This window comes from Staphylococcus sp. 8AQ (assembly GCF_902506595.1).
GTDB lineage: Bacteria > Bacillota > Bacilli > Staphylococcales > Staphylococcaceae > Staphylococcus > Staphylococcus pasteuri.
This window is the reverse complement of sequence record NZ_LR733871.1, coordinates 574296-589950: the sequence shown is the minus strand read 5'-3', so window position 1 is coordinate 589950 and position 15655 is coordinate 574296. Positions and strand designations below refer to the sequence as shown.

Below are 15655 nucleotides of genomic sequence, written 5' to 3'. Positions count from 1 at the left end.
CTCCTTATAAATATGATGCTGTTGCAACAATTAATATTTTCACTTCTTCATGACTTTCATTAAATAGACGATGATCATCGTTCGCTTTAAAATAAAATACATCTTCTTTGTTAGCATGATAACAAGTATTACCTAATTGAAGTGTAACTTGACCTTGTAAGCAATAGATAAATGTATCAGATTCTGATGGATTAAATGTTTTATAAGACGCACCAGGTTTTAATGTTAATAAAAGTGGTTCCATTTCAAATTCATTAGATTTAGTTACTAACCAATTTAATATATAGCCCCTATCATATTCATCATAAATGACCTGATCTTTCTTTTTATAAATGACCTTTTGTTGTTCTGATTCCTTAAAGAAATCACTTGCTGAAGTACCCAAGACTTCTAAGATACTTAAAAATGTCTCCATACTTGGTGATGCATTTTGACTTTCTATTTGGGAAATATATCCTTTTGAAAGATCAGTTCTTTCTGCCAATTCTTCTTGAGTTAAATTTTTTATTTTCCTAAGATTCTTAAGTTTATAACCTATATCCATATTGAAACCACCTAAAAAAAGCTATATTAAGTTTACTTTTATCAAACATTTTGTTTAACGCTTAATAAAAATACCAAAATATAACTTTATAATCAATACTTTTTAAAATAAATGATTTGTATTATGGATTATGACTTTGCAGAAAAGACTTGTTGATCGGGATTTTTAGTCACTTCTTGAACAACTTTGTAGCTATTATATCCACTACTTTTTTCAAATTCTTTAAATATTTGTTTTTCTTCTGCTTTACCAGGGACTATTTGTTTAAAAGTTTTGTAAGCATTTTTGACATCTTCGCCTTTAACAGATGATTCGTAATAATTTTCAATTTGATTAAAGAAATGAATGACTGACATCATTTCCTCATTGTTCCAGTCTATATCTAAGGGATATTGATATTCCATGTTTTTTCACTCCAATATGTTTAATAGAATATATATTCAGTCTATCGAACAAGCATTTAACAAACAACTGATTTAATATTTTTAAACTAAGATTGTATATAGTTTTGACAACATAAAAAAACTGGCAACAATTATGTTGCCAGTCTCATTTAACTAATTCGTTAAATTACATTGTGTGGATTGGGTAACCAATCGCTTTTTCAGCTGCTTCCATTGACATTTCACCTAATGTTGGGTGAGCATGTACTGTTAAAGCAATATCTTCAGCGTTCATACCTGATTCAATTGCTAAACCTAATTCAGAAATAATATCTGATGCGCCAGTACCAACAACTTGAGCACCGATGATTGTGTCATCTTCTTTAAGTGTAATTAATTTAACAAAACCATTAGTATCATCTAAAGATAATGCACGGCCATTTGCAGCGTAAGGGAATTTAGAAGCTTTAATTGATAAACCTTCTTCTTTTGCTTGCGCTTCAGTATATCCAACTTGAGCTAATTCTGGCTCAGTGAAACATACTGCTGGCATACCAATGTAATCAACTTCTGCAGCTTGTCCATCAATAGCTTCTGCAGCAACTTTTGCTTCGTAGCTAGCTTTATGAGCAAGTGGTAAACCTGGAACGATATCTCCAATTGCGAAAATATTTTCGATTGAAGTACGGCTTTGTTTATCAACTTCTAATAAACCGCGTTCTCCGAATTTAAGACCTAATTCTTCTAAGCCTAATTCATCAGTGTTTGGACGACGTCCAACAGTTACTAATACATAATCAGCTTCGATTGTTTGTTCTTCACCTTTAGCTTCATAAGTAACTTTAACACCATTTTCAGTTTCTTCAGCTGATTTAGCCATAGCTTCAGTAACGATTTCGACACCTTTTTCTTTCATGCCTTTTTTAACTGGTTGTGTCATTTGTTTTTCAAAGCCGCCTAAAATATCTTTGGCACCTTCAAGAATTGTTACTTCTGAACCGAAGTTTGCAAATGCAGTACCAAGTTCTGAACCGATATAACCGCCACCAACTACAACTAATTTACCAGGTACTTCTTGTAAGTTTAACGCACCTGTTGAATCGATAACGCGTTTACCGAATTCAAAGTTAGGAATTTCAATTGGTCTAGAACCAGTTGCGATAATAGCATGTTTGAAATTGTAAGTTTGAGCACTTTTTTCATCCATAACACGTAAACTGTTATTATCTACAAAGTAAGCTTCGCCTTTAACGATTTCAACTTTATTACCTTTTAATAATCCTTCAACTCCACCAGTTAATTTGTTAACTACTGATGATTTGAATTCTTGAACTTTTTCATAATTTAAAGAAACACTTTCAGCAATTACCCCTAAATTTTCTGAATGTTGTGCTTCAACAAAACGATGAGATGCGTGTAATAAAGCTTTAGAAGGAATACAACCAACGTTTAAGCAAACGCCGCCTAAATTACCTTTCTCAACGATTGTTACTTTTTGACCTAGTTGTGCTGCACGAATTGCTGCAACATAACCTCCAGGACCTGCTCCGATTACAATAGTATCTGTTTCAATTGGGAAATCTCCAACTACCATCTTTTTACCCCTCCATTAATAATAATTCTGGATTATTTAATAAACGTTTAATGTGATTCATAGCATTTTGTCCAGTTGCACCATCGATTTGTCTGTGGTCAAAGCTTAATGATAATGCAAGAACTGGAGCTGCTACAATTTCTCCATCTTTAACAATCGGTTTTTGAGCAATACGCCCAATTCCTAAGATAGCTACTTCTGGGTGATTAATAACTGGAGTGAACCATTGTCCACCAGCTGAACCGATATTACTGATTGTACATGTTGCACCTTTCATTTCATCAGAAGTTAATTTACCATCACGTGCTTTAACAGCTAGTTCATTAATTTCATCAGAAATTTGGAAAATAGATTTACGGTCAGCATGTTTAACAACAGGAACTAATAAACCTCTGTCTGTGTCTGCTGCAATACCAATATTCCAATAATGTTTGTGTACAATTTCGCCAGCTTCTTCATTAAATGAAGTATTAAGTGCTGGGTATTTTTTAAGTGCAGAAACAAGTGCTTTCACTACATATGGTAAGAAAGTAAGTTTTGTTCCTTGTTCAGCTGCAACTTCTTTGAATTTCTTACGGTGATCCCATAATTGTTGAACATCAATTTCATCCATTAATGTAACGTGTGGCGCTGTGTGTTTAGAATTAACCATAGCTTTGGCAATTGCTTTACGCATAGCTGGGATTTTTTCAGTTGTTTCTGGGAAATCGCCTTCTGGAACTGTTTGAGTTGCTGCAACATTACTATCTTCTGAAGTAGCATCTGATGCTGCACTTTCATTAGATGTAGTTTGAGTTGATCCACCATTTAAGTATGCATCAACATCTTCTTTTGTAATACGTCCATTTTTACCTGAACCTGCAACTGCTTTAATATTCACGCCATTTTCACGTGCATATTTACGTACTGAAGGCATTGCTTTAATAGTTCTATTTTCATCAACTTCAGCGTCTTGAGCATTAGTTGCTGCTGGTTGACTTTCTTGAGATGAAGCGTTGTCTTCTTGAGGAGTTTCTTCTTTAGGTGCATCACTTGATGATTCATCACTGTGATGACCTTTGAATGTCATTTCTTCAGCATCTGGTGCGTCAATTTTAACGATGATATCACCAACAACTGCTACTGTACCCTCATCAACTAATACTTCTTCAATTGTACCACTAACTGGTGATGGAATTTCTACAACAGATTTATCATTTTGAACTTCTGCTAAGACATCATCTTCTTCAATTGTATCTCCAGCTTTTACAAACCATTTTACAATTTCACCTTCGTGGATACCTTCCCCGATGTCGGGTAATCTAAATTCAAATGCCACGGTCTTTTTCCTCCTAAGATTTTATAATAAAAATCACTATTTAATATAAATTTTATTCAATTATTAAAATTCTAAAGTTGCTTTTGCTTTTTCAACAATATCATTTTTATTTGGTAACCAAACATTCTCAGCTTGAGTAAATGGATATACTGTGTCAGCTGCTGCAACACGAGCGATTGGAGCTTCTAATGATAAAATTGTACGTTCAGCTAATTCAGCTGCTACTTGTGCACCAACACCTGCTTGACGTTGTGCTTCTTGTACAACTACTCCTCTATTTGTTTTTTCAACTGAAGCTACTAAAGTATCAATATCAATTGGTTGTACTGTACGTAAATCAATTACTTCAACAGAATAACCTTCTTTTTCTAATTCTTCAGCTGCTTTTAATGATTCTTGAACCATTGCGCCATAAGCGATTAAAGTAATGTCGTTACCTTCTTTTTTAACATTAGCTTTTCCGATATCAATTGTATATTCTTCTTCAGGAACTTCTTCTCTGAATGAACGATATAATTTCATATGCTCTAAATATACTACTGGATCGTTACTTCTAATAGAAGAAAGTAATAAACCTTTAGCATCGTATGGACCTGAAGGGATAACAACTTTTAATCCAGGAGATTGAGCTAAAATACCTTCTAAGTTATCTGCGTGTAATTCAGGAGTATGCACACCGCCACCGAATGGGGTACGAATTGTTACAGGTGCAGTTTTAGAACCACCTGAACGGAAACGAGTACGTGCGATTTGTCCTGCTACAGAGTCAAATACTTCATATACGAATCCTAAGAATTGGATTTCCATTACTGGACGGAAACCTTCAATAGCTAAACCTAAAGCTAAACCGCCAATACCAGATTCTGCAAGTGGTGTATCGAATACACGATCTTCACCAAACTCTTTTTGTAAACCTTCAGTAACACGGAATACACCACCGTTAACACCAACGTCTTCACCGAAAACTAATACGTCTTCGTCTTTTTTAAGTTCAGTTTTAAGCGCATCATTAATCGCTTGAACCATTGTCATTTGTGCCATGGCTTACTTCGACTCCTTCTCTTTGTATATTTCATATTGTTCTGCTAAGTTTTGAGGCATTTCTTCATACATGATTTCCATTAGAGAAGTAACAGTTTGTTTTTCTGTATTGTCAGCCTCTTTAATAGCTGCTTTGATGTCTGATTTAGCACGTTCAATAACTTCATTTTCTTTCTCTTCATTCCAAAGACCTTTGTTTTCCAAGAATTTTCTGAAACGTACTAATGGGTCTTTTTTCTCCCATTCTGCGTCTTCATCTGAAGTTCTGTAACGTGTAGGGTCGTCACCAGCCATAGTATGTGGACCATAACGATATGTCATAGTTTCGATTAATGTTGGACCTTCACCTGCAACTGCACGTTCACGAGCTTCTTTAGTAGCTTGATATACTGCTAACGCATCCATACCATCAACTTGGATACCAGGGATACCAACAGCAATAGCTTTTTGAGCTAATGAAGTTGCTGCAGTTTGTTTGCTACGTGGTGTTGAAATCGCGTAGTTATTGTTTTGAATAACAAAGATTGCTGGTGCTTTGTATGCTGAAGCAAAGTTAATACCTTCATAGAAGTCACCTTGAGATGAACCACCATCACCAGTATAAGTAATTGCAACTGCATTTTTGCCACGTTTTTTAAGACCGAATGCTACACCTGCTGTTTGAATATATTGAGCACCGATGATAATTTGTGGGCTTAATGCATTAACGCCTTCAGGGAATTGATTTCCTTTGAAGTGACCTCTTGAGAATAAGAAAGCTTCAGTTAAAGGTAAACCATGCCAAATAATTTGTGGCACATCACGATACCCTGGTAAAATAAAGTCTTCTTTTTCTAAAGCGTATTGAGAAGCTAATTGAGAAGCCTCTTGTCCTGCTGTAGGTGCATAGAAACCTAAACGACCTTGTCTATTTAAAGAAATAGAACGTTGGTCTAAAATACGTGTCCATACCATTCTTTCCATTAATTCTACTAATTCTTCGTCTGTTAAATCAGGTACTAAGTCTTCATTTACAACGTTACCATCTACGTCTAAAATTTGAACCATTTCAAATTTCGACTGTGTGTCATTTAGTACTTTTACCGCATCGAATTGGGCTTGTAACTTAGGAGCCATTCAATTCACCATACCTTTCCCATTTATAAATAGAAATTCATTTTATCCATAACAATTGTATCACAAATAAATAACCCTGTTAAACGATTTCATAAAGTTCTGTTTTATTATAAAAAGATACAGATGTAAGGACTGTACTAATACTTCCCCTACATCTGTATCAATCGTCAAATTATTTAAATTGATCTACGTCTTGTTTTTCCTTATTTACCTTGTTCATAGCTTTTGAATACGCTTTAAATTTCTTATTCATATCTTTGTAGGCTTTACTTAATTCTTTTGATTTTTCATCAACTTGTTCTTGTGTTGCACCATCTTTATTAATAAAACTAAACAGTGATTTTTCTTTACCTAAAGCTTTTTTGTAAGCCTTTGCATAGTCGCTATGTGTTTTATATTTATCTTTTATCGCTTTATCTAGTTCTTCAACTTCTTTTTTCTTATCTTTATTGTCTATATTATCAATGTGTGATTCTGCTTTTTTAAATTCTTTTTCAGACTCATTAAGCGCTTTTTCTTCTTTTTTAAATTCTTTTTCACGTTTTTCTGCATTTTCGACAATATCATCAGCAGCTTTTTCTCTAGTTTGCTGATCTTTATCATTAGCTTTTTTAAATAGCTTTTGTTTTTCTTCTTCTAACTTATTAATTTTTTTACTTACATCTGTAACTGGTTTTTCTTTATCAAAAGCATTTTGTACTTGATCGTCATATGCTTTAATTTCTTTTTTATCTGTAGTACATCCTGCTAACAAAACAGCCGATGTAGCTACTACTGCTATCGTTTTGTTAAATTTCATTTCTGTTTCCTCCTCAAAGTTGTACGCTTGTTATAATAAATAAATCTACATTATAAATCAACGAAATCGATATTATAAGCAGTCTAAACTATTCATGTATATAACGAGCATACCTTTATTTATATTATAATATAAAATTATTATACTATATAGCATCAGTGAGTTTTGACTTTACACTATCTAATTATAGAAGTTTGTCGACTATGATGTTATTCTAACTTTTATTTAGCATTTCTACTAATGATCTAATTTACATCAATGTACTTCTACCTATCTAATTTGGTATATTTATATTAAGGAAGGTGTCAAACATGTTAACAATGAAAGATATAATAAGAGATGGTCATCCTACACTACGTGAAAAAGCTCAAGAATTAAGTTTCCCTTTATCTAATGAAGATAAAGAAACATTAAAAGCTATGCGTGAGTTTTTAATTAATAGTCAAGATGATGACATCGCTAATAAATATGGTTTACGCTCCGGTGTAGGTTTAGCAGCACCACAAATTAATGTTTCAAAAAGAATGATTGCAGTTTATTTACCTGATGATGGTAATGGGAAATCTTATGACTATATGTTAGTGAATCCAAAGGTAATGAGTTATAGTGTCCAAGAAGCTTATTTACCAACTGGTGAAGGATGTTTAAGTGTTGACGAATCAATTCCTGGATTGGTTCATCGTCATAATAGAGTGACTATAAAAGCTCAAGATATCGAAGGTAATGATATTAAATTACGTTTAAAAGGCTACCCTGCTATCGTTTTCCAACATGAAATTGATCATTTAAATGGTGTAATGTTTTACGATCATATCGACGAAGCTAATCCTTTAACACCACATAATGATGCAGTAGAAGTTTAATATGAAATTTTAAAACTCGTAAGTATTAATTACTTACGAGTTTTTATTTCTGAACTTCTGTAAATATTATTACGAGTCTTAACTCCACTACTTCTCATTATATATTTCTTCATCTATTAAATACCTATCTATTATAATTTAAACAAATATCTAATAGTAAAAGTGGAACAATTCCATTTAAAAACTAGTCATTATTTAAATATTCTCGCTTAAAACACTTCTTACCACTTTATTTAAAGATAAAACTGCTTTATTTCTTCTTATACATCATGTAAAATATATATTAACTGAAAACTTAGTGAACTAATGCTATTTTTCAAAATTTGAACGACAATATTTCCCTGGAAAACATACTCGGTAGTGAAATTAAATAGAATCATTGTATATCTATTTAGATTGAGCTGGTATGTATTTTATTTTAAATAAGGAAGCATGCTTTATTGAAGAGTTATATCAATTAGAATTTTATTGTTTCTATCTTTAATAACCCGAGTTGTAAACCAAGGGACTTGAATAAATATTTAAAACAATCCTTAGGAGGAATTATATCAATGTCAGTATTTAAAGTATTCTATCAACATAATAAAGATGAAGTAATCGTGCGTGAAAACACACAAACAATTTATGTTGAAGCACAAACTGAAGAACAAGTTAGACGTTATTTAAAAGACCGTAATTTTAATATCGAATTTATCACTAAATTAGAGGGCGCACATTTAGATTACGAAAAAGAAACTTCAGATCATTTCAGTGTGGAGAAAGCTGAATAATGAAACAATTACATCAAAATGAAGTAGGTGTATATGCACTTGGTGGCTTAGGTGAAGTTGGTAAAAACACTTATGCTATTGAGTACAAAAATGAAATCGTGATTATTGATGCTGGTATTAAATTTCCAGATGATAATCTTTTAGGAATTGACTATGTCATTCCTGATTACACTTACTTAGAACAGAACCAAGATAAAATTGTTGGTCTGTTCATAACACATGGACACGAAGATCATATAGGTGGTGTGCCCTTCCTATTAAAGCAAATTAATGTACCTATTTACGGTGGTCCATTAGCTTTAGGATTGATTAGAAACAAATTAGATGAACATAACTTATTACGTACTGCTCAACTGAACGAAATTAATGAAGATAGTGTCATTAAATCAAAACACTTTGAAATTTCATTCTACCTTACTACTCATAGTATCCCAGAAGCATACGGTGTTGTTGTGGATACTCCAGAAGGTAAAATCGTTCATACTGGAGATTTTAAGTTTGATTTCACACCTGTTGGTGAACCAGCTAACATTGCAAAAATGGCTAAACTTGGTGAAGAAGGTGTGCTTTGTCTCCTATCTGACTCAACAAATGCTTTAGTACCAGATTTTACACTTAGTGAACGTGAAGTTGGTCAAAATGTCGATAAAATTTTCCGTAACTGCAAAGGTCGTATCATATTCGCTACCTTCGCATCGAATATCTATCGTGTACAACAAGCAGTAGAAGCCGCTGTTAAACACAATAGAAAAATTGTCACATTCGGACGCTCAATGGAAAATAATATTAAAATTGGTATGGAATTAGGCTATATTAAAGCTCCACCTGAAACTTTTGTAGAACCAGGTAAAATTAATAGTATTCCTAAACACGAATTACTTATTCTATGTACAGGATCTCAAGGTGAACCAATGGCAGCATTATCTCGTATTGCTAACGGTACACACAAACAAATTAAAATTATTCCAGAAGATACAGTGGTATTTAGTTCATCACCTATTCCTGGTAATACAAAAAGTATTAACCGTACAATCAATGCACTATACAAAGCTGGCGCAGATGTTATTCATAGTAAAATTTCTAATATTCATACATCTGGACACGGTTCACGTGGTGACCAATCACTTATGCTACGTTTAATTCAACCAAAATACTTCTTACCTATTCATGGTGAGTATCGTATGTTGAAAGCACATGGTGAAACTGGTGTTGATTGTGGTGTAGATGAAGAGAATGTATTTATCTTTGATATAGGTGACGTTCTTGCCTTAACACATGATTCTGCTCGTAAAGCAGGTAGAATCCCTTCAGGTAATGTCCTTGTTGATGGTAGCGGTATCGGTGATATAGGTAATGTTGTTATTAGAGATCGTAAATTATTATCTGAAGAAGGTTTAGTAATCGTTGTAGTTAGTATTGACTTTAACACTAATACATTACTTTCAGGTCCAGATATCATATCAAGAGGTTTTGTTTACATGCGTGAATCTGGTCAATTAATATATGATGCACAACGTCGTATTAAAACAGATGTTATCTCCAAATTAAATCAAAATAAAGATATACAGTGGCATCAAATTAAATCTTCAATTATTGAAACATTACAACCATATTTATTTGAAAAAACAGCTCGTAGACCAATGATCTTACCGGTTATTATGAAAGTTAATGAAAATAAAAATCAATAATTCTATAATAAACTCCCATAAGTAAAAATTATCCTTCGATAATTTTACTTATGGGAGTTTTTGTATTGTAAAAATAAAATATTAGAACACAAAAATGCACTCAGATGAATCGAAATTAATCTACTTCATCTGAGTGCTAGAATTGTAAAGTATACCCCTACTTAATACTAATATTATTTATTTAACGATATTCTTTTCGAAGCGACCTAAATCATTATCGTGTCCAATCATAATCAGTATATCCCCGATTTCAATACTTAAATATGGATCAGGTGAAACTATAAACTGCTTACCTCTTTTAATAGCAATAATATTAATTCCATATTGAGCACGGATATCTAAGTCTATGATAGTTTGTCCAGTCATTTTTTCTGTAGCTTTTAATTCAACGATTGAATGTTCATCTGCTAATTCTAAATAATCTAATACACTGGCACTTGCAACATTATGTGCAATACGTCTTCCCATATCACGTTCTGGATGTACAACAGTATCTGCCCCTATTTTATTTAATATTTTGGCATGATAATCATTTTGTGCTTTGGCAGTAACCTTTTTTACACCTAATTCTTTTAAAATAAGTGTTGTTAAGGTACTAGATTGAATATTTTCACCAATTGCAACAATAACGTGATCAAAGTTTCTTATACCTAAACTTTTCATTACTGCTTCATCTGTTGTATCTGCAACAACTGCATGTGTTGCAATATCGCTATATTCATTGACTCTATTTTCATCACTATCAATAGCCATAACATCCATATCTAAGGCGTTAAGTTCACGAACAATACTGCCACCGAAACGGCCTAAACCAATTACAACGTATTCCTTTTCCATAATTGTCCTCCGTAATATATACACATTTAAATAACAACGGCTAAATCAATCCTTACTAATGTAACACTTTAAAAATTGATTCAATACCGTTGTTATATATTGATAAACTTTTATAAATTATTTTTTGCCCTCAACATAATCTTTATCGAAAACAAATAATCTCAATAATAATATTAACGATGGAACTAATAAAAGTAAACCTAAAATAAATGCTATTACAAGTGCTAGACCCATTTCATCATTGACATGGGAACTTGAAATTTTCACAAATGGTTGTAATAAATATGGCAATTTACTGATACCATATCCGAAAAAGGCAAATAACATCTGTAGAATAACCATAATAAATGCCAAGCCATGATTTTTCTTAAATATTGTTAATGCACCAGCAATTAAGAAAAATATAAAACTAATAACAAACATCCACCAATAGTTAAAGACAGCATTATTAAAATGATATGAATTTTGAACTCTTAGTGATAAAAAGACAAATAATGAAATAATCATCATTGGTGGTCCCCAAAATATATGCCAACGTCTCATTAAATCGTATGCTGGTTTATCATTCGCTTTATTAGCATAAAACGTTAGGAATCCTGAAGATATATAAAGTACAGATATAATGGCTAAAAATACTACGGACCATGCGAAAGGACTTAATAACAATTGAACCCATTCCAAATCAACATGATTACCAACTTCTTTTATGTAGCCACCTTCTGAAATCGTTAATCCAGTCGCTAATGCAGCCGGAATCAACAAACCTGTTAAACCATATAAGACAATCCATGGTAATTTAGTATCTTGACCATAATTTTCAAATGCGTAAAAACTATTTCTAATTGAAATCAATATCGTTCCAAGTGAACCGGGAACAAGTAGCACTGTTCCTAAATACTTAACAGAATCCGGAAAGAAACCGACGAAACCGACAAAGAAAAATACAAAAAATACGTTGGTTACTTCCCAAACTGGACTTAAATATCTTTCAATAAGGTGATTAATTTTCTTTTCATCACCAGTAATTTTAGAGTGGAGTGCAAAGAATCCTGCACCAAAATCAATTGAGGCTACGATGATATAGCAAAATAAAAATATCCATAACACTGTAATACCTATATATGAATACATCATTTGCTATCACCTCTTTCTTTAATTACTCGATCAACATCATTGATTGCCGGTTTATTTTTAAACATTCTTAGTAAAACATAAGCTGAAGTTACTAAAAGTACTAAATATAATAAACCAAATAGTATTGTTACTAACGTAATGCCTCCAGCTTGTGTTGCAGCTTGTGAAACTCTTAAATAACCTCTTACAATCCATGGTTGGCGTCCCATTTCAGTTAAGAACCAACCAAACTCTATAGCTAACATAGAAGCTGGTCCAGTTAATAAAATACCGTATAACATAGCTTTATGAGTTGTAAACTTACGTAATTTTTTAATGATTAAAAATAACATATATATTCCAGAAACAATAAAACAAAATACACCCATAGATACCATTAAATCAAAGAAATAATGAACGATTAATGGTGGTAATTCATTTTTAGGAAAATCATTAAGTCCTTTTACTGTTGTTTTCGTATTATTATCAGCTAAAAAACTTAACATTCCAGGTATTTCAATAGCACCAGATACTTCTTTTGTTTTGTCGTTTAATACACCAAAAAATACTAAATTGGCATGTGACTGCGTATCAAAATGCCATTCATAAGCTGCTAATTTTTCAGGTTGTACTTTGTGCAAGAATTTTGCAGACATGTCCCCTGCTAACATAGATAATAATGTTGATATAAAACCAACAATCATAGTCATTTTTAAAGATTTTAAATGATATGTTTTATCTTCTGGGTGAGGATTTTTTAATAACTTAAACGCTGCAATTGCTGCAAGAACGAATGCCATTGTCATACCTGCTGTCGCAACGACGTGAAATGATCTTACAATAAATGATGAATTAAACATTGCTTCTAATGGTTGAACATTCACCATTCGACCATTCTTCATTTCAAAGCCAGCAGGTGTATTCATAAATGAGTTAACTGACGTTATAAAAAATGCTGAGAACGACCCACCGATAATCACAGGTAAACCAATGAAAAAGTGAATCCATTTATTTTTGAATCTATCCCATGTATAAAGATAAATACTTAGGAAAATTGCTTCAAAGAAGAAAGCAAATGTTTCCATAAATAATGGTAAGGCTATGACATGACCACCCATTTTCATAAATGTCGGCCAAACAAGCGACAGTTGTAAACCAATAATTGTACCCGTTACAACACCAACTGCAACAGTTATTGTATAACCTTTTGACCATCTTCTTGCTAATGCTATATAATTCGCATCATTATTACGTATACCAAGAAATTCTGCAATAACAAACATTAATGGCATACCAACACCGATTGTTGCAAATATGATATGTACTGCTAATGTCATACCTGTAAGCAATCGGCTTATTTCTACTGAATCCATATATAATCACCTTGTACTTATAATTTTAAATATTTTACAATGCTTAAAATTATAAATCTTCTGTATCACAAACAAAATACATCTGCTTACAATTTTGATATAAAATTTATTAAAAGACACACAATGTTCACACCATTGATATTTTAAGAATTTATCTATAAGATAAGTCTATACAAATTTAAGAGAAAGGAAATTTTCGATGTCACAGATAACATTATATACTCAAGACGATTGTCCACCTTGTACATTTGTTAAAAATCATCTAAAAGCAAATAATGTTGATTTTATAGAAAAAAACATTAAAAATAATCAATATCGTATTGAAATGATGGATTATGATGCGTTTGCTACCCCATTTATATTGTTAGATAACCAACCTATGTATCAAGTTGATATGGATAAAATTAATGATGCTTTTAATATTAAATAATCTTGAATGAACAAACAAAAAAGCAACTAGAGCAAAATTAATTGCCCTAGTTGCTTTTTAATATATATTATTTTGAAATGTTATTAACTAATTCGATAACTTCCTCTTGTGTAGCACAATCAATAGCACGATTTGCTAATTCTGACATTTCGTTTTGGCTTAAGCCATTAATTTGTCTTCTAGCTTTAAGAATAGATGTAGGACTCATTGAGAACTCGTCTAATCCTAAACCTAATAATAATGGCACTGCAGTTGCATCTCCTGCCATTTCACCACACATACCTGTCCATTTACCTTCTTTGTGAGAAGCTTCAATAACTTGTTTAACTAAACGTAAAATTGAAGGGTTGTATGGTTGGTATAAATAAGATACACGTTCTGACATACGGTCTGCAGCTAATGTGTATTGAATTAAATCATTTGTACCGATACTAAAGAAATCAACTTCTTTAGCAAATACATCAGCTAAAGCTGCAGTTGCTGGAATTTCAACCATGATACCAATTTCAATGTCATCAGATACATCATAACCTTCGTTTTGAAGATTTTCTTTTTCTTCTAATAACATAGCTTTAGCATCACGGAATTCTTTGATAGTTGCAACCATTGGGAACATAATATTTAATTTACCATAAACAGAGGCACGTAATAACGCGCGTAATTGTGGTCTGAAAATATCGGGTTGTGCTAAGCAAAGACGTATCGCTCTGTAACCTAAGAATGGATTCATTTCATCAGGTAAGTCTAAGTAAGGTAATTCTTTATCGCCACCAATATCTAATGTACGAACAACGACACGTTTACCTTCCATAGTTTCTAATACTTTTTTATAAGCTTCGAATTGTTCTTCTTCAGTAGGTAATTGATCTCTACCCATGTATAAGAACTCAGTACGATATAATCCAACACCTTGTGCACCATTTTCAATTACACCTGGTAAATCATTTGGTGTACCGATGTTAGCTGCTAATTCAGCATGAACACCATCTACAGATACAGTATCTGCATCACGTAATTTTTGTAATTCTTGTTTATCTTCAAAGAAACGTTCACGTTTATTTTGATAAGCAATTACTTCATCTTCTGTAGGGTCGATAATAACATCACCTGTTAAACCATCGACAATAATCATATCACCTTGTTTCACTTCTTTAGTGATTGATTTTGTACCTACAACAGCAGCGATTTCTAAAGAACGACTCATAATTGCTGAGTGGCTTGTTCTGCCACCAATATTCGTAACAAAACCTTGAACGAATTCTTTGTTTAATTGTGCTGTATCAGAAGGTGTTAAGTCATTACCAATAATAACAACACTTTCATCAATCATACTTGGGTTTGGTAATTCAACACCAAGAATATGTGCTAAAACACGTTTAGAAACGTCTCTAATATCAGCAGCACGTTCTTTCATATATTCATTATCCATAGATTCAAAAATAGTAATAAATTGAGTAGTAACCTCATTTAATGCTGTCGCAGCATTAACTTTATCATTTTTAATTTTATCTTGGATTGGTTGAATTAATTCTGGATCATCTAAAACAAGTAAATGTGCATCAAAAATAGCTGCTTTATCAGCGCCTAATTGAACTTCTGCATTATTTCTTATTTTAGTTAATTCAATTTTAGATGCTTCGATAGCGTTATTGAATTTGCTAGTTTCACCTTCAACATCAGTGATTGTTTCACTGCTGTCAAAAGTTAAGTCTGGCTCAACTATTAAGTATGCTTTAGCGATTGCTACACCGTCAGATGCCGCAATACCATTAATTAATTTAGACAT

The 15655-nt window shown here is 32.4% G+C and carries 15 protein-coding genes; 4 read left to right on the top strand and 11 right to left on the bottom strand.

Annotated features, from left to right (window positions below; all coding sequences use genetic code 11):
- Positions 1-4: 4 nt before the first annotated feature.
- The 7 genes from GVY01_RS03040 to GVY01_RS03010 form a co-directional block, all read right to left on the bottom strand.
- Entirely contained in the window at positions 5-544 is a 540-nt protein-coding gene (locus tag GVY01_RS03040; RefSeq protein WP_017637691.1) for a helix-turn-helix domain-containing protein, read from the bottom strand.
- A gap of 128 nt (positions 545-672) precedes the next feature.
- Positions 673-948 carry a UPF0223 family protein gene (locus GVY01_RS03035; RefSeq protein WP_017637692.1) on the bottom strand — a complete coding sequence of 92 codons (276 nt, stop codon included), beginning with the start codon at positions 946-948 and terminating at the stop codon, positions 673-675.
- A 166-nt stretch (positions 949-1114) separates the two neighbouring features.
- Positions 1115-2521, bottom strand: coding sequence for a dihydrolipoyl dehydrogenase (gene lpdA, locus GVY01_RS03030; RefSeq protein WP_017637693.1), 1407 nt, complete (start codon positions 2519-2521; stop codon positions 1115-1117).
- Between the two features lie 4 nt (positions 2522-2525).
- A complete protein-coding gene (locus GVY01_RS03025; RefSeq protein WP_017637694.1) occupies positions 2526-3839 on the bottom strand; it encodes a dihydrolipoamide acetyltransferase family protein in 1314 nt (437 codons plus the stop codon).
- A 63-nt stretch (positions 3840-3902) separates the two neighbouring features.
- Positions 3903-4880 carry an alpha-ketoacid dehydrogenase subunit beta gene (locus tag GVY01_RS03020; protein ID WP_159333638.1) on the bottom strand — a complete coding sequence of 326 codons (978 nt, stop codon included), beginning with the start codon at positions 4878-4880 and terminating at the stop codon, positions 3903-3905.
- Positions 4881-4883: 3 nt separating this feature from the next.
- Positions 4884-5996 carry a pyruvate dehydrogenase (acetyl-transferring) E1 component subunit alpha gene (pdhA, locus tag GVY01_RS03015; protein ID WP_017637696.1) on the bottom strand — a complete coding sequence of 371 codons (1113 nt, stop codon included), beginning with the start codon at positions 5994-5996 and terminating at the stop codon, positions 4884-4886.
- A gap of 172 nt (positions 5997-6168) precedes the next feature.
- Positions 6169-6795: a YkyA family protein gene (locus GVY01_RS03010; protein WP_029055529.1), complete on the bottom strand. Its 627-nt coding sequence runs from the start codon at positions 6793-6795 to the stop codon at positions 6169-6171.
- A 311-nt stretch (positions 6796-7106) separates the two neighbouring features.
- On the opposite strand from GVY01_RS03010, the gene def reads away from it, so the two are divergent.
- The 3 genes from def to rnjA all read left to right on the top strand — a co-directional run bounded on the left by def (position 7107) and on the right by rnjA (position 10116).
- Positions 7107-7658: a peptide deformylase gene (gene def, locus GVY01_RS03005; protein ID WP_017637698.1), complete on the top strand. Its 552-nt coding sequence runs from the start codon at positions 7107-7109 to the stop codon at positions 7656-7658.
- A gap of 551 nt (positions 7659-8209) precedes the next feature.
- Positions 8210-8428 (top strand): DNA-dependent RNA polymerase subunit epsilon, encoded by a 219-nt coding sequence (locus GVY01_RS03000; RefSeq protein ID WP_017637699.1) that lies wholly within the window; start codon positions 8210-8212, stop codon positions 8426-8428.
- Complete coding sequence (gene rnjA, locus GVY01_RS02995; protein ID WP_017637700.1) at positions 8428-10116, top strand: ribonuclease J1; 1689 nt, start codon at positions 8428-8430, stop codon at positions 10114-10116. Before GVY01_RS03000 ends, rnjA begins: the two co-directional genes overlap by 1 nt.
- 177 nt (positions 10117-10293) lie before the next feature.
- Here the strand turns inward: rnjA and GVY01_RS02990 are convergent, their stop codons facing one another.
- From GVY01_RS02990 to GVY01_RS02980, 3 genes are all read right to left on the bottom strand, one after another.
- The gene (locus GVY01_RS02990; RefSeq protein ID WP_017637701.1) at positions 10294-10953 is read right to left on the bottom strand and encodes a potassium channel family protein; all 660 of its coding nucleotides are present in this window, start codon (positions 10951-10953) and stop codon (positions 10294-10296) included.
- 117 nt (positions 10954-11070) lie between these two features.
- A complete protein-coding gene (locus tag GVY01_RS02985) occupies positions 11071-12087 on the bottom strand; it encodes a cytochrome d ubiquinol oxidase subunit II (protein ID WP_017637702.1) in 1017 nt (338 codons plus the stop codon).
- On the bottom strand, positions 12084-13439 hold the full coding sequence (locus tag GVY01_RS02980) for a cytochrome ubiquinol oxidase subunit I (protein WP_017637703.1): 1356 nt from the start codon (positions 13437-13439) through the stop codon (positions 12084-12086). Before GVY01_RS02980 ends, GVY01_RS02985 begins: the two co-directional genes overlap by 4 nt.
- Positions 13440-13638: 199 nt before the next feature.
- Here GVY01_RS02980 and GVY01_RS02975 point away from each other — a divergent pair, with 199 nt between their 5' ends.
- The gene (locus GVY01_RS02975) at positions 13639-13869 is read left to right on the top strand and encodes a glutaredoxin family protein (protein WP_017637704.1); all 231 of its coding nucleotides are present in this window, start codon (positions 13639-13641) and stop codon (positions 13867-13869) included.
- A 67-nt stretch (positions 13870-13936) separates the two neighbouring features.
- Here the strand turns inward: GVY01_RS02975 and ptsP are convergent, their stop codons facing one another.
- Positions 13937-15655, bottom strand: coding sequence for a phosphoenolpyruvate--protein phosphotransferase (gene ptsP, locus GVY01_RS02970; RefSeq protein WP_017637705.1), 1719 nt, complete (start codon positions 15653-15655; stop codon positions 13937-13939).

What these genes read in the sequence shown, in the direction of transcription:
- ptsP (WP_017637705.1), bottom strand. Translation starts at nt 15,655, where the DNA reads ATGTCTAAATTAATTAATGGTATTGCGGCATCTGACGGTGTAGCAATC.
- GVY01_RS02975 (WP_017637704.1), top strand. Translation starts at nt 13,639, where the DNA reads ATGTCACAGATAACATTATATACTCAAGACGATTGTCCACCTTGTACA.
- GVY01_RS03020 (WP_159333638.1), bottom strand. Translation starts at nt 4,880, where the DNA reads ATGGCACAAATGACAATGGTTCAAGCGATTAATGATGCGCTTAAAACT.
- GVY01_RS03040 (WP_017637691.1), bottom strand. Translation starts at nt 544, where the DNA reads ATGGATATAGGTTATAAACTTAAGAATCTTAGGAAAATAAAAAATTTA.
- GVY01_RS02985 (WP_017637702.1), bottom strand. Translation starts at nt 12,087, where the DNA reads ATGATGTATTCATATATAGGTATTACAGTGTTATGGATATTTTTATTT.
- pdhA (WP_017637696.1), bottom strand. Translation starts at nt 5,996, where the DNA reads ATGGCTCCTAAGTTACAAGCCCAATTCGATGCGGTAAAAGTACTAAAT.
- GVY01_RS03010 (WP_029055529.1), bottom strand. Translation starts at nt 6,795, where the DNA reads ATGAAATTTAACAAAACGATAGCAGTAGTAGCTACATCGGCTGTTTTG.
- def (WP_017637698.1), top strand. Translation starts at nt 7,107, where the DNA reads ATGTTAACAATGAAAGATATAATAAGAGATGGTCATCCTACACTACGT.
- lpdA (WP_017637693.1), bottom strand. Translation starts at nt 2,521, where the DNA reads ATGGTAGTTGGAGATTTCCCAATTGAAACAGATACTATTGTAATCGGA.
- GVY01_RS03035 (WP_017637692.1), bottom strand. Translation starts at nt 948, where the DNA reads ATGGAATATCAATATCCCTTAGATATAGACTGGAACAATGAGGAAATG.
- GVY01_RS02980 (WP_017637703.1), bottom strand. Translation starts at nt 13,439, where the DNA reads ATGGATTCAGTAGAAATAAGCCGATTGCTTACAGGTATGACATTAGCA.
- rnjA (WP_017637700.1), top strand. Translation starts at nt 8,428, where the DNA reads ATGAAACAATTACATCAAAATGAAGTAGGTGTATATGCACTTGGTGGC.
- GVY01_RS03000 (WP_017637699.1), top strand. Translation starts at nt 8,210, where the DNA reads ATGTCAGTATTTAAAGTATTCTATCAACATAATAAAGATGAAGTAATC.
- GVY01_RS02990 (WP_017637701.1), bottom strand. Translation starts at nt 10,953, where the DNA reads ATGGAAAAGGAATACGTTGTAATTGGTTTAGGCCGTTTCGGTGGCAGT.